Origin of the sequence: Spirillospora sp. NPDC052269 (genome assembly GCF_040679435.1) — a bacterium.
In the GTDB taxonomy this organism is placed as follows: domain Bacteria; phylum Actinomycetota; class Actinomycetes; order Streptosporangiales; family Streptosporangiaceae; genus Spirillospora.
Genome location: NZ_JBFAUU010000001.1, coordinates 580,160 through 604,720, shown reverse-complemented (window position 1 = coordinate 604,720; position 24,561 = coordinate 580,160). Strand labels below are relative to the sequence as shown.

At 69.1% G+C, this 24,561-nt stretch carries 22 protein-coding genes; 13 read left to right on the top strand and 9 right to left on the bottom strand.

Annotation, left to right across the window (positions count from 1 at the left end):
* Positions 1 to 86: 86 nt before the first annotated feature.
* Positions 87 to 1,037 carry an SDR family NAD(P)-dependent oxidoreductase gene (locus tag AB0L06_RS02875; protein ID WP_500229183.1) on the bottom strand — a complete coding sequence of 317 codons (951 nt, stop codon included), beginning with the start codon at positions 1,035 to 1,037 and terminating at the stop codon, positions 87 to 89.
* A gap of 106 nt (positions 1,038 to 1,143) precedes the next feature.
* Between AB0L06_RS02875 and AB0L06_RS02870 the strand changes: the two genes are divergently transcribed.
* Positions 1,144 to 1,998 carry a helix-turn-helix transcriptional regulator gene (locus AB0L06_RS02870; RefSeq protein ID WP_500229182.1) on the top strand — a complete coding sequence of 285 codons (855 nt, stop codon included), beginning with the start codon at positions 1,144 to 1,146 and terminating at the stop codon, positions 1,996 to 1,998.
* Positions 1,995 to 2,867: a phosphotransferase family protein gene (locus AB0L06_RS02865; RefSeq protein WP_500229181.1), complete on the top strand. Its 873-nt coding sequence runs from the start codon at positions 1,995 to 1,997 to the stop codon at positions 2,865 to 2,867. The genes AB0L06_RS02870 and AB0L06_RS02865 overlap by 4 nt, the downstream gene beginning before the upstream one ends.
* On the opposite strand, the gene AB0L06_RS02860 is transcribed toward AB0L06_RS02865, so the two are convergent.
* Positions 2,855 to 3,637 carry an arginase family protein gene (locus tag AB0L06_RS02860; protein WP_500229180.1) on the bottom strand — a complete coding sequence of 261 codons (783 nt, stop codon included), beginning with the start codon at positions 3,635 to 3,637 and terminating at the stop codon, positions 2,855 to 2,857. The two genes, AB0L06_RS02865 and AB0L06_RS02860, sit on opposite strands and share 13 nt — an antisense overlap.
* Positions 3,638 to 3,732: 95 nt before the next feature.
* Between AB0L06_RS02860 and AB0L06_RS02855 the strand changes: the two genes are divergently transcribed.
* Positions 3,733 to 4,614, top strand: a complete 882-nt coding sequence (locus AB0L06_RS02855) for a LysR family transcriptional regulator (protein ID WP_500229179.1) — start codon at positions 3,733 to 3,735, stop codon at positions 4,612 to 4,614.
* A 28-nt stretch (positions 4,615 to 4,642) separates the two neighbouring features.
* On the opposite strand, the gene AB0L06_RS02850 is transcribed toward AB0L06_RS02855, so the two are convergent.
* Both AB0L06_RS02850 and AB0L06_RS02845 read right to left on the bottom strand, forming a co-directional pair.
* Complete coding sequence (locus tag AB0L06_RS02850) at positions 4,643 to 5,560, bottom strand: GDSL-type esterase/lipase family protein (protein WP_500229178.1); 918 nt, start codon at positions 5,558 to 5,560, stop codon at positions 4,643 to 4,645.
* A gap of 181 nt (positions 5,561 to 5,741) precedes the next feature.
* On the bottom strand, positions 5,742 to 7,784 hold the full coding sequence (locus AB0L06_RS02845; RefSeq protein ID WP_500229177.1) for an RCC1 domain-containing protein: 2,043 nt from the start codon (positions 7,782 to 7,784) through the stop codon (positions 5,742 to 5,744).
* A 357-nt stretch (positions 7,785 to 8,141) separates the two neighbouring features.
* Here AB0L06_RS02845 and AB0L06_RS02840 point away from each other — a divergent pair, with 357 nt between their 5' ends.
* A complete protein-coding gene (locus AB0L06_RS02840) occupies positions 8,142 to 8,714 on the top strand; it encodes an RNA polymerase sigma factor (RefSeq protein WP_500229176.1) in 573 nt (190 codons plus the stop codon).
* Positions 8,715 to 8,716: 2 nt separating this feature from the next.
* Positions 8,717 to 9,733 (top strand): CU044_5270 family protein, encoded by a 1,017-nt coding sequence (locus AB0L06_RS02835; protein WP_500229175.1) that lies wholly within the window; start codon positions 8,717 to 8,719, stop codon positions 9,731 to 9,733.
* Between the two features lie 131 nt (positions 9,734 to 9,864).
* On the opposite strand, the gene AB0L06_RS02830 is transcribed toward AB0L06_RS02835, so the two are convergent.
* On the bottom strand, positions 9,865 to 11,913 hold the full coding sequence (locus AB0L06_RS02830) for an RCC1 domain-containing protein (protein ID WP_500229174.1): 2,049 nt from the start codon (positions 11,911 to 11,913) through the stop codon (positions 9,865 to 9,867).
* 282 nt (positions 11,914 to 12,195) lie between these two features.
* Here AB0L06_RS02830 and AB0L06_RS02825 point away from each other — a divergent pair, with 282 nt between their 5' ends.
* Positions 12,196 to 12,747, top strand: coding sequence for a hypothetical protein (locus AB0L06_RS02825; RefSeq protein WP_500229173.1), 552 nt, complete (start codon positions 12,196 to 12,198; stop codon positions 12,745 to 12,747).
* 58 nt (positions 12,748 to 12,805) lie between these two features.
* Here AB0L06_RS02825 and AB0L06_RS02820 read toward each other — a convergent pair whose 3' ends face one another.
* Positions 12,806 to 13,741 (bottom strand): oxidoreductase, encoded by a 936-nt coding sequence (locus tag AB0L06_RS02820; RefSeq protein WP_500229172.1) that lies wholly within the window; start codon positions 13,739 to 13,741, stop codon positions 12,806 to 12,808.
* A gap of 107 nt (positions 13,742 to 13,848) precedes the next feature.
* On the opposite strand from AB0L06_RS02820, the gene AB0L06_RS02815 reads away from it, so the two are divergent.
* The 5 genes from AB0L06_RS02815 (at position 13,849) to AB0L06_RS02795 (ending at position 18,497) form a co-directional block, all read left to right on the top strand.
* Positions 13,849 to 14,493, top strand: coding sequence for a TetR/AcrR family transcriptional regulator (locus AB0L06_RS02815; RefSeq protein WP_500229171.1), 645 nt, complete (start codon positions 13,849 to 13,851; stop codon positions 14,491 to 14,493).
* A 243-nt stretch (positions 14,494 to 14,736) separates the two neighbouring features.
* Positions 14,737 to 15,225, top strand: coding sequence for a hypothetical protein (locus tag AB0L06_RS02810; RefSeq protein ID WP_500229170.1), 489 nt, complete (start codon positions 14,737 to 14,739; stop codon positions 15,223 to 15,225).
* An 813-nt stretch (positions 15,226 to 16,038) separates the two neighbouring features.
* Positions 16,039 to 16,680, top strand: coding sequence for a TIGR03085 family metal-binding protein (locus tag AB0L06_RS02805; protein ID WP_500229169.1), 642 nt, complete (start codon positions 16,039 to 16,041; stop codon positions 16,678 to 16,680).
* A gap of 308 nt (positions 16,681 to 16,988) precedes the next feature.
* Complete coding sequence (locus AB0L06_RS02800; protein WP_500229168.1) at positions 16,989 to 17,672, top strand: phosphotransferase; 684 nt, start codon at positions 16,989 to 16,991, stop codon at positions 17,670 to 17,672.
* Positions 17,673 to 18,173: 501 nt separating this feature from the next.
* Positions 18,174 to 18,497: a transcriptional regulator gene (locus AB0L06_RS02795; RefSeq protein WP_500229167.1), complete on the top strand. Its 324-nt coding sequence runs from the start codon at positions 18,174 to 18,176 to the stop codon at positions 18,495 to 18,497.
* Between the two features lie 382 nt (positions 18,498 to 18,879).
* Here AB0L06_RS02795 and AB0L06_RS02790 read toward each other — a convergent pair whose 3' ends face one another.
* Entirely contained in the window at positions 18,880 to 19,500 is a 621-nt protein-coding gene (locus AB0L06_RS02790) for a hypothetical protein (RefSeq protein ID WP_500229166.1), read from the bottom strand.
* A 369-nt stretch (positions 19,501 to 19,869) separates the two neighbouring features.
* Positions 19,870 to 20,856 (bottom strand): ArsR/SmtB family transcription factor, encoded by a 987-nt coding sequence (locus tag AB0L06_RS02785; protein ID WP_500229165.1) that lies wholly within the window; start codon positions 20,854 to 20,856, stop codon positions 19,870 to 19,872.
* Between the two features lie 73 nt (positions 20,857 to 20,929).
* On the opposite strand from AB0L06_RS02785, the gene AB0L06_RS02780 reads away from it, so the two are divergent.
* A complete protein-coding gene (locus AB0L06_RS02780) occupies positions 20,930 to 21,853 on the top strand; it encodes an oxidoreductase (RefSeq protein WP_500229164.1) in 924 nt (307 codons plus the stop codon).
* Positions 21,854 to 21,925: 72 nt separating this feature from the next.
* The gene (locus AB0L06_RS02775) at positions 21,926 to 22,642 is read left to right on the top strand and encodes a L,D-transpeptidase (RefSeq protein ID WP_500229163.1); all 717 of its coding nucleotides are present in this window, start codon (positions 21,926 to 21,928) and stop codon (positions 22,640 to 22,642) included.
* 443 nt (positions 22,643 to 23,085) lie between these two features.
* Here AB0L06_RS02775 and AB0L06_RS02770 read toward each other — a convergent pair whose 3' ends face one another.
* The gene (locus tag AB0L06_RS02770; protein ID WP_500229162.1) at positions 23,086 to 24,516 is read right to left on the bottom strand and encodes a PLL family lectin; all 1,431 of its coding nucleotides are present in this window, start codon (positions 24,514 to 24,516) and stop codon (positions 23,086 to 23,088) included.
* Positions 24,517 to 24,561: the final 45 nt, after the last annotated feature.

Genomic DNA, 24,561 nt, shown 5'->3' with positions numbered 1-24,561 from the left:
CGCGGCCGTCCTTCCGTCCAGGGTGCAGATCGGCGGTCAGCCTAGCCACGACGTCCGACAGGACTCACCGGACGGTCAGCTTCGCCCTACCGGACGGTCAGCTTCTCGGAGAGCGTCCACAGCCGGTCGGCGCGGACGGGGTCGAGGATGCGCGGGAGGTAGTAGCCGGTGGGCGAGTCATCGTCCTCGGTCCAGGGCTCGGCGATGGCGCAGTCCTCCAGGTAGTGGCCGCCCTTCCCGGCGAGTTCGGGGGCGACGGCGGCCCAGATCGTGGTGGCCGCGCCCTGTTCCACGGTCTTCCAGCCGGACGGGACGACGCGGTTGCCGTCCTCGTCCGCCCAGCCCATGCCGATCAGCTCGTCCTGCGGGATGTGGCGCTGCAGGCCCGTCACGATCCCGCCGGGCATGAGGGAGTTGGAGGTGACGCCGTCGTCCGCCCAGCGGTCGGTGAGCCCCACGGCGAACAGGGCGTTCGCGCTCTTGGACTGGCCGTACGCCTCCCACGGGTCGTACGGACGGTGCTCGTAGTTCGGGTCGTCGAAGTCGACGTCGGAGCGCCGGTGCGCGCGGGACGACACGACGACGACGCGCGCACCGGAGGCCGCGCGCAGCACCGGGCGCAGGGCGGTGGTGAGCGCGAAGTGGCCGAGGTGGTTCGTCCCGAACTGGGACTCGAACCCGTCCGCGGTCCGGGTGAGCGGCGTGGCCATCACCCCGGCGTTGTTGATCAGCAGGTGCAGCGGACGTCCGTCGTCCAGCCGGCGCCCGGCGAACGCCTGGACGGACGCCAGCGAGCCGAGATCGAGCACCGAGGCTTCGACCTGCGGGTTTCCCGTCTCCTCGGCGATCCGCCCGGCGACGTCCGCGCCTCGGGACACGTCCCGGACGGCCAGCGTCACGTGCGCTCCGGCGGAGGCCAGCGCCCGCGCCGTCTCCGCGCCGATCCCGGACGTCGCGCCCGTGACGATCGCGTTCGTCCCGCTCAGATCATGTCCCGCGATCACGTCGGCCGCGGTGGAGGTGCTGTCGAAGGTCATGGACCGACCCTGCCCCGGACGGCCGCCGCGGTGAAGGTGGCGCCGTTCCTGGCAGCGCCACTACCAGGATGATCATCCGATCCCGGGCGGGTGGCAGACTGGTGCGATGCCTTCCACCAGCGCGCTCGGCGCCTTCCTGCGGGCCCGGCGCGCCCGGCTGCACCCCACCGACATGGGCCTCCCCGCCGGGCCGGGGCCGCGCCGCACCCCCGGCCTCCGCCGCGAGGAGACGGCCACGCTGGCCGGGGTGAGCATCGACTACTACATCCGCCTCGAGCAGGGAAAAGAGACCAACCCGAGCCCGGCCGTCCTGAACGCGCTGGGCCGCGCGCTCCGCCTGGACGGCGAGGAGCGCGCCCACCTGCTCGCACTCGCCGACCAGGTCTCGGGACGGGCCGCCCCGGCCCGGGTGCCGCCGCCGCGTCCGGTCGTCCGGACGGGTGTTCTGCGCCTGCTCGAGCGGGTTCGTCCGTGCCCGGCCTACGTCCTCAGCCGGACCAGCGACATGCTCGCCGCCAACCCCGAGGGCCTGGCGCTGTTCGCGGGCATGGACGAGTGGCCTTCGGAACGCCGGAACACGATCCGCTACGTCTTCCTGCATCCCGCCGCCCGCGACGTCCTGGCGGACTGGGAGAAGGCCGCCGCGACCAGCGCCGCCCAGCTCCGCAGCCTCACCGCCACCCTCCCGGACGCCCCGGACCTGACCGCCCTGATCGACGAGCTCACCGCCGCCAGCCCCGACTTCGCGCGCCTCTGGAACCGCCACGACGTCCAGGCCAGGCGCGGCGACCGCAAGTCCTTCCACCACCCGCGCGTCGGCGACCTCACCCTCGACTACGAGATCCTCCACCTGAACGCCGACGGCCAGCGCATGACCGTCTACCAGGCCGAACCCGGCTCCCCCGACCACGACGCCATGGTCCTCCTCTCCCTCGGCACCACCAGCGACCAGTTCTCATGACCGAACCGTCCTCGCAACTCCTGACGTGGGTCGAGCAGTGTGTGGGCGGCCCGGTCGAGATCATCCGCACGCTCACCGGCGGCACTCACGCGGACACCCGCCTGCTCGGCACCGCCGCCGGGCCCTTGGTGCTGCGCGCCTTCCCTTCCGGTGACAGTGCTGCCTCGATCGAGGAAGACGTCCTGAGCTCGCTGGACGGTCTCGCGGGGTGGATTCCGTCCCTGGTCGCCGCCGACAGAGACGGATCCCGCGCCGGGCGTCCCGCCACGCTGATCACCGTCGTGCCGGGCCGCACCGACGTCCGGCCGGACGATCCGGGCCGGGCCGCCGCGCAGCTCGGCCGCGCCCTGGCGCGCGTCCACGCCACGGACACCGCATCCCTCACGCATCTGCGGGACGGCCTGGCCAGGGCGAACGCCTCGTCCGCCCGACGGGGCCCGGCCGCGCCTGTCGTGGAGGAGCACCTCGAAACCCTGGTCGCGGAGCCTCGTGTCCTGACGCACTACGACTTCTGGTCGGGCAATGTCCTGTGGGCGGGCGACGGCACCCTCACCGGCGTGATCGACTGGGCGGGCGGCTGCCTCGCGCCACGCGGCTTCGATGTGAGTTGGTGCCGCCTTGACCTGCACCTTCTCCACGGCCCGGACGCCGCCGACGCCTTCCTCCACGCCTACTGTCAGGGGGTCGGCGCACCCGTCGCGAACCTCGAACTGTGGGACCTGTTCGTCGCCCGGAACTCCCACATCTCAGTCGAGACCTGGACGGACAACTACGTCCCCCTGGGCCGCCGCGACCTGACCCCGGCGGCCCTACGCGCCCGCCACACGGCGTGGACGGCGCGGTGTATGGAGTTGTTTCAGCGCTTGTGAGATGCCACGCAGAGCTGGACGAGTTCGGGGACGAGTTCGGCGAGGAGGGCCTCGTCCGCCGGGTCCGAGGGTGTGTATTCGGTGATGCCCAGGCCCACTACCTGGTGGCGGGCCGACAGCTTCCTGACCTGTGACAACAGCTCCTCTGCCGGGAGGCCGTCGGGTTCCGGGCAGCCGATCGAGGAGAAGCCTTCGAGGACGTCCAGATCGAGGTGCAGGTACAGGACGGCGTCCTCGGGAAGGGATGCTAGGTCACCGAACGGGTTGCTCTGGATGTAGTCGCGCTCAGCGGGGTCCATAGCGCGGACACCGGACAGGGCGACCTGGGACGGCAACAACGGCAGCGGCGGAACGAGCTCGTCCGGGCCTTCGCCGAGCAGCGTGCGCAGGACCATTCCGTGGAACGCGCCCGAGGGCGACGATTCCGGCGTGTTGAGGTCGCCGTGCGCGTCGAACCACACGACCACCAGCCGCTCCCCGAAACGGCGGACCGCCGCGGCGATCGGCTCCAGCTCCACACCGCAGTCCCCGCCGACGGTGACGGTCAGTCCCTCCGCCGGGAGGACGTCCCGGACCCGCGAGGCCGTCTCCGCCAGCGTCGCGCCGCAGGTCACCTTGACGTGTTCCGGCCCTGGCAGCGAGGCCGCCACACTCGACGCCCGCTCGTCACCGGTGATCAGTCGCGCGATCCGGGCAGCGCCTTCGACGAGGTCCGGTGCGGTCGGCGAGGACGATCCCTGCCACTGCGGCACTTCGACGACGGTGAACATCGTGGCCCCCTCTCGGACGGTGTCATGGCAGTGTCCTACGAACCATCCGCGAAGGTCCACTAAGCGTTTCTGGGGTGGCATGTAAGTTGAGCTTGATGTTGGATCTCACGCGCCTGCGCCTCCTGCGCGACCTCGCCGAGTACGGGACGATGACCGCCGTCGGCGAGGCCGGCGGCATGACGTCCTCCGCCGTGTCGCAGCACCTCGCCCGGCTCGAGCGGGAGGCGGGCGTGCCGCTCCTGATCCGCGAGGGCCGCCGCGTCCGGCTGACACCGGAGGGACATCGGCTCGTCGGCCACGCCCACACCGTCCTGGACGCCGTGGACGCGGCGGAGAAGGATCTCCACGAAGCGGGCACCCCGCGCGGCCCGGTCCGCGTCGCGACCTTCGCCACCGCGGCCGCCCGCCTCCTGCTCCCTGCCGTCCGCATGGCGAGGACGCGTTTCCCGGAGCTGCGCGTCATCATCCACGAGCACGAACCGGTCGACGCCGTCGCGGCCCTCCGAGAAGGCCGCTGCGACCTGGCGATCACCTACACCTACAGCCTGCTCCCGGCTCCGGCGCCCGATCCGCCCGGCCTGACCCGCCATCCCCTGCGGCGAGAGCCCGTGCTGGTCGCGCTCCCCGTCGGGCACCCGGCCGCCTCCGACACCGTCGACCTGCGGAAGCTGTCCTCCGAGCAGTGGATCGTCGGCTCGCGCGTCACCGCCGACCATCAGCTCATCGAACGGGCCGCCGCCTTCGCCGGCTTTCATCCCGAGACCAGCCACACGGCCGACGACTACACGCTCATCCTCCAGATGGTCGGGCACGGGCTGGGCGTCGCCCTCGTCCCCGAGGGCGGGGTCAGCGGCGCCCCGCCGGACGTCCTGCTCCGGCCTCTCGGCGGACTCCCCCTCACCCGCGACGTCCACGCGCTGACCCGGCATCCCGCCCCGGCCGTCCACGCCGTCCTGGAACTGCTTCAGGCCGGCTGACCGAAGGCCGCGCTCCCGGCCGAAGCGGTCAGCGGGCCTGGGTGCTGAGGTGCTGGTAGAGGGCGCGGTGGCCTTCCGGGGTGGGGTGCAGGCCGTCGGTGAACAGGTGCGGGCTGTCGCGGAGCGGGTCCCACATGTCGACGTAGTCGATGTGGTTGCCGGCACACCAGCGTCGGACGAGGTCGCGCAGGGCTTCGGCTCGGGCGAGGGTCGTGCGGCGGCGTCCGAACGCGGCGGCGCGGGGCTCGTCCAGCCAGGCCGGGCCCAGGACGACCAGGCGCGCGTTGTGCTCGAGGGCCGTGGCGGCGAGCGCGGTGAGGTTCTCGGCGACGGACGCGAGCCAGTCACCGTATCCGGCGGAGTCGTTGATGCCCGCGGCGACGATGAGGGTGTCGGGCAGGCGGGGCGACAGGAGCGCGGGGACCTCCTCGCGGACGCCGTCCAGGGTGTTTCCGGGGATGGCGACGTTGAAGACGCGGTGGTCGAGCTCGTTCTCGGCGATGTGCCCGGAGGCGAGGCGGGCCGCCCATCCGCCATCGGGGTCGGAGCGTCCGTAGGCGATGCTGTCGCCGGCGATCACGATGCGGGACGCGGGACGCAGCGGCTTCGCGTCCAGGTAGGCCCAGGCGGTTTCACCGGACGTGAGGCGGACGCGGCGGCGGACATAGTCGTCGACCTCGTAGGCGTCGGCGGCGGCGAGGTCCTCGTCCGTGAGCCTCAGGACGGCTCCCTCGACCTCGGCGCCGATCTCGCGGGTCAGCGTGAGGTGCACGTCGAGGCCGCTGGTCGCGATCACGGACGGGTCGGTGATCCGCAGCGGCCGGGTCGCGTATCCCGCGAGAGCCGCCGGTTCACTGGGAACGGGGCGTCCGAAGAGGGTCTTCTGCACCTGCTCGTCCAGGAGCGTGCCGAACGAGAACAGGAGGTGCGGACGGGAGGGGGTCACCGGGGCCTTTCTTCCGAATACGACCAGGTCAGCCTACCTATTCCGGAGCGAGGGCCGTGCCGTGGATCATGGCCGCAAGGAGCTGCGGGATGGCGGCGGTGCCGAGGCGGCGGCCGGAGGCGGCGGCCGATTCGCCGTGGCGCTCGCCGCCCCCGGGGCTCGGGGGCGGCGAGCGCGGCGGTCATTTGTAGGTGACGTCGACTCTCAGATGGGCGTCGTTCGAGTTGATCCTGACCCCGTCGTCCGTTCTGGTGCCGGAGGCGAAGGCGGAGTTGTCGACGAAGCCCCGGGACTTCTCCTTCGGAGTGACCTTGTGGGTGCCGTGGCAGGTGACCTCCCACCCCGGGTGCAGGGTGTAGGGCGTGCAGGTGACGGTCCCGGTCAGGGAGTCGTGGATGGTGATGGTCTTGATCGGGACGTCGCCGGTGTTGGTGACGACGAAGCGGTAGCGGATGGCCTCGTGCTCACGCCAGGCGCTCATCATCTGGGCGTCGCGCCCATGCGTGGCGTGGTGCTTGGCCTTGGTCCCGGACGGTTGGACGAAGCCGTCGAAGTGCTTGTCCAGGTGAAGGCCAGCATGGACGGGTTCGTTGGTGATGGTGACCACGACGGTGTTGGACGTGGACGGGAAGCAGGCGCCGTCACCCTCGTAGTAGGCGGTGATGTGATGCTCACCCTCGCCCAGGCCGGTGGTGGTCAGGGTGGCGGTGCCGTCCGAGTTGAGTTCGGCTGTGCCGATCGCCGTCCCCGCACCGTCCGTGAACCTGACCGTGCCGGACGGGCTCCCGGCGCGCACGGCCGGGAGTCCGACCAGCGCGGTCGGGGTCGGCCCGACGATGCAGGCCACGTGGGCGGTCAGGGTGACCTGCTGCCCGAGTGCCGCGTGAGTGGGGTGAACCTTCAGTGATGTGTGGCTGGTACCGGCCGGCTCGGCCAGAACCAGCGAATGGCCGTTGCCCGCGGCCACCTGGGTCGCCACCGTGGACGGGGGCAGCGCCATGGACACCGGGGTGTACCGGTCGGTGTTCGTACCGTCGCCCAGGCCTCCGTCGCCGTTGAAACCCCAGCCCAGGCCCCGGCCGTCCGAGGTCACCGCCAGACTGACGGACCACCCGGCGGCGACCTGGGTGACGCGGACGCCTCCCGGCAGGTGCGCCTCCACCGGAGTGTGATGGTCGTCCTGAGTGCCGTCCCCCAGCGTCCCCCAGTAGTTGTATCCCCAAGCCAGAACGCGGCCGTCCGAGGTCACCGCCAGACTGTGCTGCGGGCCGGCGGCGACCTGCTTGACGGTGACCCCCGACGGCAGGTGCACATACACCGGAGTGTGGCGGTCGGTGGTTGTGCCGTCTCCCAGCTGCCCATCGCCGTTGTATCCCCAGGCCAGGGCCCGGCCGTCCGAGGTCACCGCCAGACTGTGCGTGTCGGCGGCGAGCTGCGTGACGTGGACCCCGGACGGTGTGTGCACGTACACCGGAGTGTGGCGGTCGGTGGTGGTGCCGTCTCCCAGCTGCCCCTGCCCGTTGAAACCCCAGGCCAGGGCCCGGCCGTCCGAGGTCACCGCCAGACTGAAGGACGCCCCCGCCGCGACCCGGGTGACGGTGACGCCGGTCGGCAGGTGCACCTCGACCGGCGTGATGCCATTGGTCCTGCTGTCGTCCCCCAGCTGGCCATTGAAGTTGGCGCCCCAGGCGAGGACCCGGCCATCGGAGGTCAACGCCAGGCTGTGGAGATCGCCCGCGGAGATCTGGGTGACGGTGACCCCGGCGGGCAGATGTACCTGGACCGGTGTGTAGCTCCCGGTCCTGCTGTCGTCCCCCAACTGGCCGTAGGTGTTGCGCCCCCAGGCCAAAACCTGGCCGTCGGCGGTCAACGCCAGACTGTGGCTGAAGCCGCCGGAGACCTGGGAGACACGCACACCCGCAGGGAGCAGCACCGGAGTCGGCGTGTTCGGGGAGACGTTGGTGCCGTCTCCCAGCTGCCCAAAGCGGTTGTACCCCATACCGAAGGCAAGATCGGTCGGCCAAGCCGCGGCCACCGGGCGCTGCCCTGCGGCCACCGGACGCTGCGCCGCAGCCACCGGACGCTGTGCCGCGGCCAGGCCCCCGACCGCGCACACCACGACCATCAGCACGGCCACCACCGCGCGCCAGCACAGCCGCGCCCGGCGCCATCGCGCCCGGCCGCTTCCCCGGCTCATGGGCCGGCCGACCTGCCCAACACTCATCACGCATCCCCCCGATGCTGGTCCCATGCCGCTGATCCGCCACTCCGGCTCCCCTGCACAACAACGACACGGGTGGCCACTGCCAACGGACGTCCGCGCACGTCGGAGGAGAACGGCAAGATCAACTCATTGCGGCACAGCGTATCCATTTGGAAACGGAGAGTGTTGACCAGGGCCTGCCAGGCGGTGTTGGTGAGCAGGGCCGACGTTGGAAGGCATCGGACTGACACGATCGGGCCCCCTTCCGCCGTCCAGGTCGCCGGGCCCCGTGAAAGCGATGCGGGGACTGAACGAAGTAGGAGTGATGACCATCCTCCCGGAGATGCCCATGCCGACCCCCACGGAACGGACGCCAGCGTGACCGTCCCACCCGAAACGGCCCTGACGGACGCCGAACTGCTCGCCACGTCCGTCCGCGACGGCGACCTCTTCACCGCCGTCTACGACCGGCACTACGCCGACATCCACCGCTACGTCGCCGGACGCCTCGGACCGCAGACCGCCGACGACGTCGTGGCCGAGACCTTCCTCGCCGCGTTCCGCAGCCGCGCCGCGTTCGACCCGTCCCGCGGGTCCGTCCGGCCCTGGCTGTTCGGCATCGCGACGAACCTCATCGCCCAGCACCGCCGCACCGAGACCCGCCGCTACCGGGCGCTCGCGCAGCTCGGCGCGGAGCCCGATCCCGGCGGTCACGAGGACCGGGTCGCGGCCTCGGTGTCCGCCGAGGGACTCCAGCCGTCGCTGGCCCGCGCGCTCGCCGCACTGTCCCGCAAGGACCGCGACGTCGTGCTGCTCAAGGCCCTCGCCCAGTTCAGCAACCAGGAGATCGCCGACGTGCTCGGCATCCCGTCCGGGACCGTCGGATCCCGCCTGAACCGGGCGCGCAGGAAGCTGCGCGCGGCACTCCCCGCCCACTCGGAAGGACTGTGACCATGGACGAATTCCAGATGATCGCCACGATGCTGGACGAGCCCCCCACCCCGGACAACGAGGCCGCCGTCCGGCACCGCCTCCTCAACGGCATGCGCGAGCCGGCACGGCCGACGCGCCGCGCGAGCCGCCGTCCTGTGCTGTGGAGCGGCTTCGGCCTGGCCGCCACCGCCGCCGCCGTCGCGGGCGCGGTCGTCCTGTCGTCCGGGACCACCCCACGCGCCCCGGACCACGGCCACGGGCCCACCGCCACGCAGCCGATGTCGGCGAGGACCGTGCTGCTCACCGCCGCCGAGCACGCCGAGGGCGCGCCGGCCTCCGGCAAGTACTGGCACGTCCTGCGCATCCAGTCCAGGGCCATCCACGACACGCGGAGCGGTTACTGGATTCTCGGACAGCAGCTGATCGGGCAGTGGAGCCGCCCCGACGGCCGGTCCTGGACGGGGTACCGGACCCTCGGCGCGAAGCCGATGTCCGCCAAGGACGCTCCCGCGTTCCAGAGGGACGGCTCGCGCGACCCGAACCCCGTCCCCCCTTCCCTCAACAAGGATGCCAAGACCAAGACCTTCTCGGTCTGCGACAGTGCGATGACGTTCAAGCAGGTCCAGGCGCTGCCTACCGATCCCGGCACGTTGAGGGCCGCCCTGCGGCGGATGGTTCCGCCCGACCATCCGACCGCGGGCCGGACCGTGGACGAGGTCGTGCGGAACTGCGTGACCGACCTGCTCAGCTTCGTCCCCGCGCCTCCCAAGGTCCGCGCCGCCGCCTTCCGCGCGTTCGCCGCCATGCCCGGGGTCACCTCCCTGGGCCCGGTCACCGACGAGCGCGGACGCACGGGAATCGGCCTGCGCATCCAGTTCCGGCGCGGTTTCACCGACACCGTGATCATCGATCCGGACTCCTCGCTCGTGCTGAGCGACTCGGTCACCGGCTCCAAGGCCCCCGAACAGCTCGGGAAGGTGCTGTACATCCAGGTCGGCTGGACCGACAGCGCCCCGAAGGTCCCCACCCTCCCCTGACGCTCCTCCGCTGGCGCTGACCCGTGGCGTGTCGCCCTCATGTGCAGGGCGACACGCCACAACTCGTCGCGAACAGCTCGCCGGATATCCGAGCCGCCGCCCCTGGGGTTCGAAGGCGGCGGGCGCGGCGGTCATTTGTAGGTGACGTCCACTCTCAGATGGGCCTTGTTGGAAGTGACGATTTCTCCGTCGTCCCTGCTGCCGGTCGCGGTGGCGGTGTTGTCGACGTAGCCCCGGGACTTCTCTTCCGAGGTGACCTTGTGGACACCGTGGCAGGTGACCGACTGTCCGGGTTCCAGGACATGGGACGAGCAGGTGATGGTCCCGGCGTGGGAGTCGTGGATGGTGATGGTGCTGATCGGGACGTCACCGGTGTTGGTGACCACAAAGCGGTAGCGGATGGCGTCGTGCTCACGCCAGGCGCTCATCAGCTGGGCGTCACGCCCGTGCATGGCGTGGTGCCTGTGCTTGGCCTTGGTTCCGGACGGGCTGACGAAGCCGTCGAACTGTTTGTCCAGGTGAAGGCCGGCGTGCACAGGTTCGTTGGTGATGGTGACCACGACGGTGTTGGACGTGGACGGCATGCAGTCGGTGTCGCCCTCGTAGTAGGCGGTGATGTGGTGTGCACCCTCGCCCAGGCTGGTCGTGGTCAGGGTGGCGGTGCCGTCCGCGTTGACGTTGGCTGTGCCGATCACCGTCCCCGCACCGTCCTTGAACCTGACTGTGCCGGACGGGCTCCCGGCTCGCACGGCCGGGTTCCCGACCGGCGAGGTCGGGGGCGGCCCGACAATGCAGGCCACATGGGCGGTCAGGGTGACCTGCTGCCCGAGTGCCGCATGAGTGGGATGAGCCGTCAGTGATGTGTGACTGGTGCCGGCCGGCTCGGCCAGAACCAGCGAGTGGTCGCTGCCCGCGGTCACCTGGGTCGCCACCGTGGACGGGGGCAGCACCATGAACACCGGGGTGAAACGGTTGTTGCCGCTGGTGCCGTCCCCCAGGCGTCCGTCGCCGTTGTAGCCCCAGCCCAGGCCCCGGCCGTCCGAGGTCAACGCCAGGCTGAAGGACCACCCGGCGGAGACCTCGGTGACCCGGACACCCGTGGGCAGGTGCACCTCCACCGGAGTGTGATGGTCGTCCTGAGTGCCGTCCCCCAGCATCCCCCAGTAGTTGTATCCCCAGGCCAGAACGCGTCCGTCCGAGGTCACCGCGAGACTGTGGGACACACCGCCGGCGACCCGGGTGGCGCTGACCCCCGCCGGCAGATGCGCATACACCGGAGTGTGGCGGTCGGTGGTGGTGCCGTCTCCCAATTGCCCGTCGCCGTTGACGCCCCAGCCCAGAACCCGTCCGTCCGAGGTCACCGCCAGACTCTGCGCTTCGGCGGCTATGTCCGTGAGGTGGACACCGGACGGCAGGTGCACCCACACGGGCGTGAGGCGGAACGTCGTCGTGCCGTCTCCGAGCTGCCCTTCACCGTTGTATCCCCACCCCAGAGCACGGCCGTCCGAGGTCAGCGCCAGGCTGTACTGCGCTCCGGCGGAGACGTGGGTGACGTGGACACCCGACGGCAGGTGCACCTCGACCGGCGTGGTGCTCTGAGTCGTGCTGTCATCCCCTAGCTCGCCGGCGGTGTTGCTGCCCCAGGCGAGGACCCGGCCGTCGGAGGTCACCGCCAGGTTGTGGTAGTAGCCCGCGGAGACCTGGGTGAGGGTGACGCCCGAGGGCAGGTGCACCTCTATCGGGGTGTAACTCGTGTTCGTGGTGCCGTCCCCGAGCTGCCCGTTGGTGTTGCGCCCCCAGGCCAGGGCCCCGCCGTCGGAGGTCAACGCCAGACTGTGGCTGAAGCCGCCGGAGACCTGGGAGACACGCACACCCGCAGGAAGCAGCACCGGGGTCGGAGTGGCCGGGGTGACGGTCGTGCCGTTCCCCAGCTGCCCGAAGCGGTTGTACCCCATGCCGAGGGCGAGGTCGGTAGGCCAAGCCGCCGCCACCGGCCCCCGGGCCACAGGCACCGGACGCTGCGCCGCGGCCGCCGGACGCTGCGCCGCGTCCAAGCCCCCGGCCGCGCACACCACGACCATCAGCACGGCGACCACACCGCGCCGACATGCCCGCGACCGGCCCCATCGCGCCCAGCCGCTGCCCTGCCTCAAGGGCCCGTCCACCTGCCCAACACTCATCCTGCATCCCCCCGATGCTGGTCCCATGCCGCTGCCCTGCCACTCGGCTCCCCTGGACAGGACGACACGGGCGGCCACCGCCGACGACATCCATGCAGGCGAGAACGGCAAGATCAACTCATTGCGGCACAGCGTATCCATTCGGAAACGGTGAGTGATGATCAGGGTTCGGGTATGGCGATCTGATTACCGACACGGTCGTCCCGGTGATCCCCCCGCGGAGGGAGGATCTTCCCCCGTCCGGGCGATCACCAGCCGAGACAAGTCGGGAATGCTGAGGGCATGGCGAACGAACGAACTGAAGTGCCCGTCCCGCGTTGGACCGTCCGGGCGGCCTATGCGTCCGCACTTTCGGCGACCATCGGATTCATCCCTCTGCACGCGGTTTGGGCCCTGGGTTATCCACTGTGGGCCAACGTGGACAAGTTCAAGGACTGGTACGCGCAGGGCGGCGGCCCCTACCTCCTGGTACTCAGCGGAATGGCCTTGCTGGCCGGAGTCCTGGCGGTGAGCCTCGTCCGCCCCTGGGGCCGGATCTTCCCGCGCTGGGTGCCGTTTCTGTCGGGGCAGCAGGTGCCTCGGCGGACGCTGTTCAGCACGGCTTTCGCGGTGTCGGCGTTCTTGCTGCTGTACACGGCATGGGCGGCATGGCAGTTGGCCAACCAGTTCAACGATGACGGCATCTTCAGCCCGTGGATCGTCGTCTACGGCATCCCGCAGTTCCTGGTCTGGGGCGGCGGCCTGTTCATGGCCGCCTGGTCATACCGCGACCGCACCCGCCCGACGGCAGATGAGCCCGCCCTTCCCACCGGGCTCGCCCCGCAGGCTGGATGACGTGCACCGCGCCCCGAATCCGGACGAGGTCGGCAGGCGGGGACGGCCGAGGCTTCCCTCAGGTCGTGACGGCGAAGGGAAGGTCGGTCAGTTGTTCCGAGAGCTCCCACAGGCGGCGGCCGGTCTCGGGGTCGGTGGCGGTGGGGGCCAGTTGGACCTGCTTGGGTGCGCCGCGCAGTTCGGCCATGCCGCTGGGGCCGATGAGCTGTCCGCCGTCCGCGTTCAGATCGGTGGCCGCGTACAGCTGGGGAAGCGCGCCCTGTTCCGGCGACTGGGCGAGCGGGGCGAGGATGCGGCCGAACAGCAGCTTCGTCATGCCGACCGGAGTGCTCGTCTGGAGGTTGGTGGACGTGTAGCCGGGGTGGGCGAGCACGCTGCGCACCGGGCTACCGGACGCGGTGAGCCGCCTGTGGAGCTCCCAGCCGAAGACGGCGTTGGCGAGCTTGGACTGGTTGTAGTACTTCATGGGCGAATACTTGCGCTCACCGGTGAGGTCGTCGAAGAAGATCCGCGCCTGCCGGTGGTTGGTCGAGGTGACCGTGACGACGCGAGGGTCGTCCCCCTTCGCCAGCAAATCGAGCAGCAGGCCCGTGAGCGCGAAGTGGCCGAGGTGGTTGGCGGCGAACTGCAGCTCGTGGCCCTGCGGGGTGAGCGTCCGGGGCGGAGCCATCACGCCTGCGTTGTTGACCAGCACGTCCAGGCGTCCGAGGTCGGAACGCAGCCGGTCGGCGAAGACGCGGATCGACTGCGGATCGGTGAGGTCGAGAGGGCGCACCTCGAGGCGGGCGCCCGGCTGGGCAGCGCTGATGTCCGCGACGGCGCGGCGGCCTTTGACCTCGTCGCGGACGGCGAGGACCACATGGGCGCCCTTGCCCGCGAGCGCTCGGGTGGTCGCCAGGCCGAGACCGCTGTTGGCGCCGGTGACGACGAACACCCTGCCGGTCTGATCGGGAATCTGCTCGACGGTCCAGTTCGCGCGTCGCTGATTGCTCACGGGGGTCTCCGGTCCAATGGAGGACGATACGACAACGATCGTTGTCGCACGTACGACAATGAGCGTTGTCGTATGCTGGTGTCAAACGACCGTTCGGAGAGGCCCCATTGCGAAGCTGGTCGGACGACAACCCCAAGGCGCAGCTCATGCGCCGCAAGCGGACGGCGATCGTCGACGCCGCCCGCGAGGCGTTCCTGGACACCGGGTACGCCGAGACATCGGTGCATCGCATCGCCGCGGCGGCGGGCGTCTCGATCAAGACGGTCTACCGGCATTTCGACGGCAAGGACGACCTGTTCAGCGCCGTGATGCAAGACGCCTGCTCAGTGCCCGAGGGCTTGGAGGGCGAGCATGCGGACCTGCCGTGGTTCACCGAACCACCGCAGGTCGGGCTGCCTCTGGCGGGCGTGGACTATCTGCAGCGAGTGCTGTCCCCGACCGAACTGGCGCTCTACCGGGTCGTCACGCGGGACGCCCCTCGCTTCCCCGAGCTGGGGCAGCGGTATCGGCAGGTCATGGACGTCCGAGTCCAGGCGCTGGGGCAGTACCTGGACCACTGGGCACCAAGTCAGGGCTGGAAGGTCGGGAACACACGCTCGGCGGCAGCGATGTTCGTGGCACTACTCGGCAGAGACCTTTTCGAGGACGCCCTGCACGGCGTCCGAGAACCCGCCGAAGAGGAACTCACCGACCGAGCCCACTCTGCGGCAAACCAACTGACAACACTGCTGACGAGCGGCGTCATCGGCTGACCACACTCAAGGCGAACCAATACGGGCAGCGGTTTCCGCAGTGGCCCAAGCCGTCCGGCCCGAGCATTTCGTTCAGCAGCCGCCGTCCGCCCCTCGCGCAGGGCAGCCACACTACCGGCGAGATCTCGCAGTGAGTACGCCGCGCCGCCGTACGTGGAACCTCACGATCCCATCCCTTGGGCACGCCTGTCCCGAAACATCAAGGGCGAGAACGTGGCGCCTATCGCGCAGGTGGGAGTCAGCGTGCCTCTTCCAGCCGAAGTGGCACGGCCGGCGGGCTGGCAGGATGTTCCCTACGAACGACGCGGCGACCACTACGTCCAGTTTCTGGACGAGGATCAGCTCACAGCGGTCAGCCACGGCGGGTACGCGTTCACCACAGCAGCTCTGTTCTTCCCACTACATGTGGACCTGCCCGACGTCCCAGCCTCCGCGGATTCCGACGACCTGGCCTCCGTCGCCGCCGCCTACATCGAGATTCTGGCACCCGTACTCAACGATGCCGTCGGACCCGCGATCGAGCCCCTGAAGCCAGTTTTGTTGCCCCAACCCCTTACCCCTGCACCCACTATTCGACAGGGTTGCCGAATTACGCGGACGCCAAATGAATGGGATGACCCTCATTTGCAGTGGAGCGCAGCGAAAATTCGCACTCTGTGGCCACCGACGGAATTCACAACCATCGGTGGCCACGAGCGCGAGCGATTATCTATCGAACATCAACCCCAATAGAGCCGCCAAAGGTGCAGACCTGGCTCGCGACCTCGCTCCCTTGGATCGGGCCTACCACCCAGGGGCCGTAGAGGGTCGTCGTGTACGGGTACCGGTCCGTGTTGCACTGTGCGGCGACTCGATAGGAAGTATTTCCCTCGCATTGCGCGAATGCCCAGGAAAATCTGCTGATTGGGTCCCACTGCTTCGTGGTGTACTTACATCCCCACACTGAAGCGTGGGCCGGGCTGGAAACTGCGACGGGGATGCCGGTCGCGACAGAAAGTGTCACGACCGACACAAGAAGCTTCTTGCGTATTTTCACTTCAGGCTCCCAATGACGACTTCCCGCTTGCACCTCTCGTGGCTTGCCGGCGACTTTCTTTGACGGTCGCACGTCCGATCACACGAGAGTCGTTGCGGGTTCGGCCTCTTCGGTCGGTCTCGTTACGGAATGAAGCGCGGCGGAGAGTCGTTCCGGTTTCGCCTGGGTCCCGTCAAGGCGTGGTTGCCGGATCCGTTCTTCCGTTCCGCCGATTCTGACCCTACGAACAATTGGTTAGGCCGATGCATGCAATCCGTGCGGTCCTTGTGCACAATGCGTGCAGCGGGCGCCATGGACCTCCGAGGGACCGCAGCGAGGCGACCTGGTGTAGTTCTTCACGTGCGATCGGTGCGGTCGGCCTGGTCAATGCCCGAGGGCCTGGACGGCGAGCATGAGGTCGCGGCACCATCGCCAGCCAAGTGGCACGGCTGGAGGGACGCTCTTTGGAAGAGGGCGTGCCCCCACATGACGCTCGTTCCTGTCGAGGTCGGTGTCTAGACTTGATTGATATGGCCGAAGTGAACTTCGATGCCGTCGAGCGAGCACGACTCTGCGACTTGCTGGAAGAGCTCGGGCCCGAGGCTCCGGCTCTCCTCACGCCGTGGACGAACCGCGACCTGGCCGCTCACCTGGTTTTGCGCGAGCGGGATTATGTGGCCGCTCCGGGGCTTGTGCTTCCCGGGGCGTGGGGCCGGTTCACCGAACGTCGCCGACGAGCTCTCGCGCAGCACGATTTCGCGGGCCTCGTCGCGAGGATCCGTTCGGGGCCGCCGCCAGGCTTCTTCCGCATCGGATGGGTGCGCGGCGGCCCGAACCTGAACGAGTTCTTCGTCCACCACGAGGACGTCCGCAGAGCGAACGGTCGCGGTCCTCGAATGCACGAGCACGCGATGGACGAGGCTCTGTGGCGGAACGTCCGGCTTGCTCCTTGGTTCCTGGCGCGACGACTGCGCGGCGCCGGCCTGGAACTTCACCGCGCCGGGACGACCGAGACCGTCCGGGCGCGGCGCGGTGAGCCCGTCGCCCGCATCTCCGGGGCTCCAGGCGAACTGCTGCTCTACCTCTTCGGACGGAAGGACTCGGCGCAAGTCGAGATCACCGGCCCACCCACGGCGGTCCAGGCCGTCCGCTACACCCAGTTCGGCATGTAGCAGCCGTTCGGGCTCTCGCTCAGGCATCACTGGTGCTCTCCTCTCGGCCTCGACCGCGGCACACTTGGAGGACGCGCTCGCCGTCTTCCAACGTGAGCCGCTGCCGCCTGACCACCTCCGGGAAATCTGCCGTGTTCTCCGAGCCTGACGACCCAGCCGTTCGAAAACGAATGCACGCCGCTTTCTCCACAGCGGCCTGGAAGCTCCATTGCAGCCGTCGGCCAGACACCTCGTGGGCGTGGGGCCACGGCGGACGGACCCTAGGCGCCCCGGTCATCGACGGCGCCACGACCGCATGGCTGCGCGTCATGGAGACCCTCGAGCACAAACGCGGCGGCAAGCTCTGGACCGGAACCGCCGAAGCCGCCCAGGCCGTCCCCTCCGACGTCCCTCGCCCCCAGCTCCTCAACACCGAAGACTGGGACCACGAAGGCCACTCCTACCGTGCGGAACTCACCACCTACGTCTCAGCCCCCGTGTGCTCGACCACACCCGTCCTGACGAGCCGCATCGACCTACCCGACTCGTGGTTCGGGCAACTTCGCGAAGCGGTGGACACCCTGTCCGCCACTCCACCACCCTCAGGACGCGGCCCGGTCATCACCCAGGACTACGTCCACCGCTCCCTCCCTCAGTACGTCGGAGCACCGAGCACGGAGACCACCGTCGTCAGATGGAGCCTGGCCCATGGCGACCTCCACTGGGCCAACCTCACCGCACCAGAACTGAACATCCTGGATTGGGAAGGCTTCGGCCCCGCGCCCCACGGCTTCGACGCCGCCCACCTTCACGCCTACACGCTCCCCCAACCCGACATCGCCGCCCAGGTACGGACCACCTTCGCCGACACCCTGCACACCGCCGACGGTCGCCTGGCCGAACTCATCGTGGCGGCGATCATCATCCAAGCCGCCGACCGTGACCCCGTCCACGCCCGTCTCGCCCCCCTGCTCAAGGAACACATCGCAGACCTTCGCCACAATCAAGACTAGGCATCCCAACGTACGGAAACGTGCTGCATGAGGCCCTGTGGCACAACGTCCAGCGCGCTCCTTGGCTCCAACACGGCAGCTTCGTGGCGCGGGCCTGAAGCTTCATCGAGCCGAGACGGTCAAGACCGCCCGAGCCGACGCGGCGAGCCCTCCGCCCACCGCATCGGACCGCCGGGCGAACTGCTGCTCACCTCTTCGGACGGAAGGACGCCGCACAGTCGAGATCAGCGGACCACCCACGGCGGTCCTAAGCCGTCCGCTATGCGCATATCGGCACGGCGCGCAGCTGCACAAGTCCCGTCTCAGCGGGCGCACCAGGCTGCTGAGGTGGCTGAGCTTCGGCGGGCTGTGGATGGCGCTATCGATCTTGGGTCTGGCCCTCGCCTTTGCGGGAGTTCCCGCGCCGCGCACCATCGCCGGCGCGATCGTCGCTATCGTGTGGACGGTGTCCAGTCAGCGCCTCCGGCGTGTCATCTACGGCAGTGTGCGCCGCGCGGTGTGATGACCCCGTACTTCGACGAGTTCCTGCACGTTCCGGCCAGGCTGGCGATCGTGGCGCTGCTGGCCCCGGTGGAATGGATGGAATTCCGCGTCATCCGCGACACGCTCGAAACCAGCGACTCGGCCCTGTCCAAACAGATCAGCGCGCTCCAGGACGCGGGCCACGTCGAGGTGCACAAGGAACGCCTGAGCGGTCGGCGCAGCACCCGAATAGGGCTCAGCCAGCACGGACGCCAGGCCTTCGCCGCACACGCCGCCGCACTGGAACAGATCGTCATCGCCGCACGCCGGCAACCCCACCCCGGCCCGGCCACACCCTCGTGAGCACCCCGCCACGCTCAGCCCGAAGGCACCCCTAAGGGCCCTGAACTCGGGAAGCTGCGGCCGTAGGAAATGCAGCTGTGCGTGACGCCCAGGCCGTCCGCGTGAGATCTGAGCATGCCCTCGCGTCCAGACCTACCGCAGCGAAAGCCGCGATGGCGCCATCGGCTATCGGCTGCAGGTGCTGTTCGACGGGGAGGAGGCGCCGCGCATCCGCCACACCACCTCGGTCATGGAGTACGAGACGGCCACTGGGTGGTGGGCACGTAAGCCTCTTCAGCCGGGCGACGTAGGTGTAGTCGGTGATCGCGTCCGTGCGGACAGCCATCGGCGGTCACCTGGAGTGCCTAGGAGCCGTGGGGGCAGAGCCAGTCACCGACCCTACTCACACACGCGGCCGCCGAGTGAGAACCGCATGTCCTGCCAGGGCGGCGGCGGCCGCCACTGCCAAAAGCCGCACGATGGTCCATGTCGTCGTCGCCACGCCTCCCCGCAGCGGCGCGTCGAAGTGGAGCCGCTGGGACGTATCGACAGCAGCGATGGCTGGCACCACCAGGCGAAACGCCAGACCGCGCATGCCGTCGGTCCGCGCGAAGTGCCCTGCCAGGCCGAGCAGCGAGCCGAGCACCACGGCCATGGCACACCACACGAGCGTCTTCCCCAGAACACCGCCCCAGTTGGTGTGCACCTCGCCGAGGACGGGGTTGTGGATGTCCATCGTCTGGAAGTCCCCACGGGCGGTCTTCGTGGCGTAGTAGGCGATCACGGCGGCGATCAGGAAGATGCAGCCGAACGCGGCCGAGGCCGTCCTCGACGTCTGGCTGAGGCCGACGGCGAACGCCAGCGCGGCCCATGCCCACCCCGCGGACAGGACGAGACTCGCCACCTGGCCGACAGTGCCGACGCCGCTGGAGAGCATGGGAGCGATGATGCCGAGCAACGCGCCGGTCACTACAGCCGCCGCGAGGGTCACGGCGCGGGATCGAGAGAACAACACGGTCGTCAACAGTTCCTTTTCCAGTTGCCCGGTACACGCGTGAATCCCGGTCCCCCGCCAGGAGTTGGCAAGCGACCGGGGTCCACGTTAGGGGATCAGTGATCCTTTTCAGCTGCTGTGCGCGAGAGTGAGGTGGCGTCCGTCCTCGAACATCTACCTGACCAGCCTGATTGCAGCTGGACGCGCCGGTCGGCGCCTTGGCACTGTCACCCGATCAGTGGGCGATCTGAAAGAGCTCGGTGCACGCCTAGTACGTGGACCAGTAGGAGTCGCAGGTGTAGGCCCAGCTGGCGACGGCGTACGCATCGGCCCATGCCCCCGCTAACGCTAATTAGTGGTCGGCTCCGGAAGTCCTTCGGGGGGTTGATATCCGGGGCTTCAGGCGGAGGCGGCTTCGAGGAGTGCTTCTGCGGTCGCGGTGCGGGCGTAGAGGACGGAACGGCCGGCGCGATGGGCGCTGACCAGACCCGCGTTGCGTAGCGCGGTGAGGTATTGGGACACCCCGGCTGGGGAGAGTCCGGTGCGGTGGGCCAGTTCAGTGGTGGAGGCCGGGGTCTTCAGTTCGGTCAGCAGCAGGGTTCGTGAGCGGCCGAGGACCGAGGTGAGGGCGCGGGTTCCTGTGACAGGCCGCGTTTCCCATAGCGTGCCGGTGCCACGTGCGGGATAGGCGAGTTGCGGTGGGTCCGGCGGTCGCACTCGGGTGCGCAGGCCAGGGCCGGTGAACACGGAGGGGATCAGCAGCAGTCCCGTGCCTGCGGAGTGGCGGGGCATGTCGTGTTTCCGACGGACCAGTCTGAGAGTGTCGTCGTCCCAGCTCACCGAGGCGTGCAGGTCGTTGAAGAGGTGGCCCGCGCCGTGTTCGGCGACGGTGCGGGCCCGATGGAAGATGTCGGCGTCCAGCACGGTCCTGATCCGTGCCCAGTAAGGGGCGAGCGCCAGCTCCCAGTACGTCGCGATCTCTTGTGTGACCTTGGCCAGCCGAGCGGGCGGGTCCTCGCGAAGACTCGACAGCCGTGGGCCGAGATGTCCCTGGTGGCGGGCGAGATGGTCGAGGTCCTGGCGTACTCGGTCGGCGGGCGAGGCCAAGATCGCAGCCCACTCCGCGGACGGGGCGGGTGCCGGTTCCTCGGGGGCCGGGGTGAGGAAGTCGGGCACGTAGCCGGGGAAGCCGATCAGCTCGGCAAGCCATCCTTGGTCCAGGCCGGCGGCCAGCAGGCGGGGCCGCACCTGCTCGACCCAGGGCCGGTGGACCGGGTGTGCGGTGGTCGATGCCAGCAGCCGGAAGCTGGGCGCGACCTCCCACATCGGCGAGATGGCGAACCGCACCTGCGCGAGATCGTTCGCTGAGAACGCCAGCTCCGCCACGACACCCCCTCGATGGCTTCAGGCATGTGTTAATCAATGGCTCGCCAGGGTATCGTCCGCCGATCATGCCGCCATGACCTCACAGACGATCACCGCAGCGGCAGCGGGCACCTGGAAGCTCGGCGACCGCACGGTCAACCGGATCGGTTTCGGGACGATGCGCCTGCCCCAGCACGGCGAGGCGTTCGCGCCCGACGCCGTCCCGCGCGACCGCGACCATGCGGTCGACGTGCTGCGCCGGGCGGTCGAACTCGGCGTGAACCACTTCGACACCGCCGCGTTCTACTTCTCACGGCTGCGCTGCGCCAACGAACTGATCAACCACGCCCTCGCGCCCTACTCGGACGACCTCGTCATCGTCACCAAGGTCGGCCCTGGCCGCGACCCCTCGGGCGCCTGGCTACCCCACGCCACCCCCCAGCAGCTGCGCGGCCAGGTCGAGGAGAACCTGCGCCAGCTCGGCCGCGACCACCTCGATGTGGTCAACCTGCGCATCGTCGGCACCGATTCCATCGCCGACCGCTTCGGCGCGCTCGCCGAACTGCGCGACGCCGGACTCATCCGCCACCTCGGCCTGTCCAACATCCGCGCCCACCACCTCGCCGAGGCCCAGGCCATCGCACCGGTGGTCTGCGTCCAGAACATGTACGGCATCGGCGCCTCACCCGAGCAAGAGGAACTCCTGCGCCTCTGCGGTGAACAAGGCATCGCGTTCGTGCCGTTCTACTCGATCGCCGGCGACGGACGCACCGCCGGCGCGTCCACCGAAGACAGCGGCACGGTGCAGGCCCTCGCCGACGCCCGCGGAGTGAGCACCGCTCAGATCCGGCTGGCGTGGACGCTGCACCGCGGCCCGCACGTCCTGGCCATTCCCGGCACCGGCGACCTCGACCACCTCGCCCAGAACGTGGCGGCAGGCCATCTGCACCTTTCCAAGGACGAACTGGCCGCCCTGGACTCCCGCCACCCTGATGACGACGTGGTCCACACCTCCTGACCTGCCCGCCGTGCCCGCTGCCGCCGCCTGCCCGATACCGCTGGCCGCTTCCCAAGGCACCGACTGAACAAGATGGCCCACGGCCACAAGGCCGAGCACCGGCTGCGGGTGCGTGCGCAGGCGGACAAGCCCACCGAGGGGTCCTGGCATTGGACGTCGCCGAAGCAGGTCGTCTACCGGACGAAGAGGTACTGGGCCCCGCACCAGAAGGTCCGCTTCACCGCCAGGCTGACGGGCGTCGCGGCGGGCCAGGGAGTCTATGGTTCGCGCGACTACGCCAGGACGTTCGCCGTCGGCGCCTCGCAGATCGCCACGGCGGATTCCCGGCGCCACATCATGAAGGTGAGGGTCGACGGTGTCGTCAAGCGCACCATGAAGATCAGCACGGGCTCCGGCGATCTGCCCGACTTCATCACCGCGAGCGGCCCGCACCTGGTCATGGGCAAGAAGAAGGTCGAGCACATGGACTCCCGGTGGATGGGCGTCGACCCCAAGGACACCGCGCACGGGGGCTACTCCGAAGACATTCCGTGGGCGGTGCGGATCACCAGCAGCGGTGAGTACGTTCACGAAGGGGCCACATCGGCCCAGCAGTACCTCGGCGTCGCCAACATGGGCCACGGCTGCGTCCGCGCGACCCCGGAGAACGCACAGTGGTTCTTCGGCATCGCCCAGCGCGGCGACGTCGTCGACGTCACCGGCGCGACACGCCCCCTGCCCTGGACGAACGGCTGGGCCTTCTGGGTGAAGTCATGGCCCCAATGGCAACACGGCAGCGCCCTCCACTGAACCTCACCAAGCAAGAAGGAGGTCTTCCTCCTCGAAGAGGAGTTGGACGAAACGAGTTCTCCGTCCACCGCGAGGACGTCCGCAGAGCGAATGGCCGCGGGCCTCGAACACACGAAAGCGCGCTGGACGATGCCCCATGGCACAAGGTCCAGCGCGCTCCGCGGCTCCTGGCGCGGCGGCTACGCGGCGCGGGCCTGGAACTCCACCGGGCCGGGACTGACGAAACCGTCCGAGCCCGACGCGGTGGCTGTCCACTACGCCCACTTCGGCATCCAGAAGCTGTCCGAAACCACGCTCACACGCAGGTCGAAACACCCGCCTTCACACGACGAGCACCTCAGCGAACACTCCCGCGTGGGCATCAGACGGGCCCGGCAGCCTGCGCCCGCGCTCTGGATTCACGCTAAGTGCGCGGACGCCGACCCTCGAGTTGATATCAGTGGTTACGGCTTGTCAGCGATTTGGTGCCAGCTGTCCCAGGCCCCTCCGGCCCAGGAAGTCCTTTGGAAAAGACCACCGGCGGGGCTGGTGCCGAATACGTCCATGCGGTCGTCGCCGGACATGACGACGGTCGGCACGCCGGTGATGCTGCCGCCCAGGCTTTGGGAGTGCCAGCCGTCGTTGTACCAGGACTGGAACAAATCCCCGCCGGGACCGACGTAGAACAGCCGGTCATATCCCAAGGCATGCACCGCAGCAACGCCCGTCCCGGCCTTGGCGGTGATGGGACCGCTGGTGGTCTTGTCGACGTACCAGCCACCCCAGGAACCATTGGCGTAGTTCCGCTGATAGACCTGACCGGACGAATTCGTCGCGAACACCTTCACCTGGTCGCCCGAGACCGCCGCTGCCGGAGTACCAACGAAATCCCCACCCAAACTCTGGGAATGCCAGCCGTCGTTGTACCAGGACTGGAACAGATCCCCGCCCGGCCCCACGTAGAACAGCCGATACGCGTCCAGTCCGTAGACCGCCGCGACGCCACTCCCCTTCGCCGCAGTGACATTCCCCGACGCAGTCGCATCGTGATACCACGAACCCCACGCCGAATCCGCGTAATGCCGCTGCATCACCTCACCATCGGCATTGGTGGCGAACAGGTCGTACATCGAACCACGATTGATGATCGCCGGAGTCCCCACCGACGACCCACCCATGTCCTCCCACGACGACCACGGCCCCGCCGACGGAGACGTGATCTGATACAACCGACCCGACGACCCCGGCTCCACCAAATGGAAATTCCCGTTCGCGAAGACACCCCACCCCTGCGCCACTGATCTCTCGTCCCACAACGCGTCCGCGATCGTTTGCGCGCCGGGGACCTCCGGCGTGTATGCGCCCGGGAATTGGGAGACCTGAACGGTTTGACAGATGTTGCCGATGTCGCCGCTCTCCCAGGCGCCGTTGGGGAACTTCTCCAGCATTTTGTCGATGAAGGCGTTCGTGGCGTACACCGGATCGGTGATCTGCTCTGGAGTACCCCACCCCGAGGATGGACGCTGTTGGAACAGCCCGAGGCTGTCGTGATCCACAGCCTCAGTCAGGTCATGCAGGGTGCTTTCGGACATCGCCGTGGTGAGGGCGATCACCGCAGCGCGTTCGGACAGGTCGCGGCTTCGCACGGTGCGGACGATGACACGGGCACAGGAGAGCTGGCCACCGTCGAGGCCCTTCACACGGTCGCCCTGAATCTTCGGTGACAGTTCAGCGGCAAGCTTGTCGTCCGCCGCCGTGGGGCCCCCGCTCACGCAGTCCTTGGAGGCCGCCTCCGCAGCCACCGACGGAGAAAGGGGAGCACCCGCCGGACCGGGGGTGGGGCGCGGAGACGCGGGCGAAATCGGCTGGGCTTGCCCCTGAGGGGTGGTGGCCATGACACAGACCGTGGTCATCGTGAGGGCCAAGGCGACGCGACTGAA

What these genes read in the sequence shown, in the direction of transcription:
- AB0L06_RS02875 (WP_500229183.1), bottom strand. Translation starts at nt 1,037, where the DNA reads ATGACCTTCGACAGCACCTCCACCGCGGCCGACGTGATCGCGGGACAT.
- AB0L06_RS02870 (WP_500229182.1), top strand. Translation starts at nt 1,144, where the DNA reads ATGCCTTCCACCAGCGCGCTCGGCGCCTTCCTGCGGGCCCGGCGCGCC.
- AB0L06_RS02865 (WP_500229181.1), top strand. Translation starts at nt 1,995, where the DNA reads ATGACCGAACCGTCCTCGCAACTCCTGACGTGGGTCGAGCAGTGTGTG.
- AB0L06_RS02860 (WP_500229180.1), bottom strand. Translation starts at nt 3,637, where the DNA reads ATGTTCACCGTCGTCGAAGTGCCGCAGTGGCAGGGATCGTCCTCGCCG.
- AB0L06_RS02855 (WP_500229179.1), top strand. Translation starts at nt 3,733, where the DNA reads ATGTTGGATCTCACGCGCCTGCGCCTCCTGCGCGACCTCGCCGAGTAC.
- AB0L06_RS02845 (WP_500229177.1), bottom strand. Translation starts at nt 7,784, where the DNA reads ATGAGTGTTGGGCAGGTCGGCCGGCCCATGAGCCGGGGAAGCGGCCGG.
- AB0L06_RS02835 (WP_500229175.1), top strand. Translation starts at nt 8,717, where the DNA reads ATGGACGAATTCCAGATGATCGCCACGATGCTGGACGAGCCCCCCACC.
- AB0L06_RS02830 (WP_500229174.1), bottom strand. Translation starts at nt 11,913, where the DNA reads ATGAGTGTTGGGCAGGTGGACGGGCCCTTGAGGCAGGGCAGCGGCTGG.
- AB0L06_RS02825 (WP_500229173.1), top strand. Translation starts at nt 12,196, where the DNA reads ATGGCGAACGAACGAACTGAAGTGCCCGTCCCGCGTTGGACCGTCCGG.
- AB0L06_RS02805 (WP_500229169.1), top strand. Translation starts at nt 16,039, where the DNA reads ATGGCCGAAGTGAACTTCGATGCCGTCGAGCGAGCACGACTCTGCGAC.
- AB0L06_RS02800 (WP_500229168.1), top strand. Translation starts at nt 16,989, where the DNA reads ATGGAGACCCTCGAGCACAAACGCGGCGGCAAGCTCTGGACCGGAACC.
- AB0L06_RS02795 (WP_500229167.1), top strand. Translation starts at nt 18,174, where the DNA reads ATGACCCCGTACTTCGACGAGTTCCTGCACGTTCCGGCCAGGCTGGCG.
- AB0L06_RS02780 (WP_500229164.1), top strand. Translation starts at nt 20,930, where the DNA reads ATGACCTCACAGACGATCACCGCAGCGGCAGCGGGCACCTGGAAGCTC.
- AB0L06_RS02775 (WP_500229163.1), top strand. Translation starts at nt 21,926, where the DNA reads ATGGCCCACGGCCACAAGGCCGAGCACCGGCTGCGGGTGCGTGCGCAG.
- AB0L06_RS02770 (WP_500229162.1), bottom strand. Translation starts at nt 24,516, where the DNA reads ATGGCCACCACCCCTCAGGGGCAAGCCCAGCCGATTTCGCCCGCGTCT.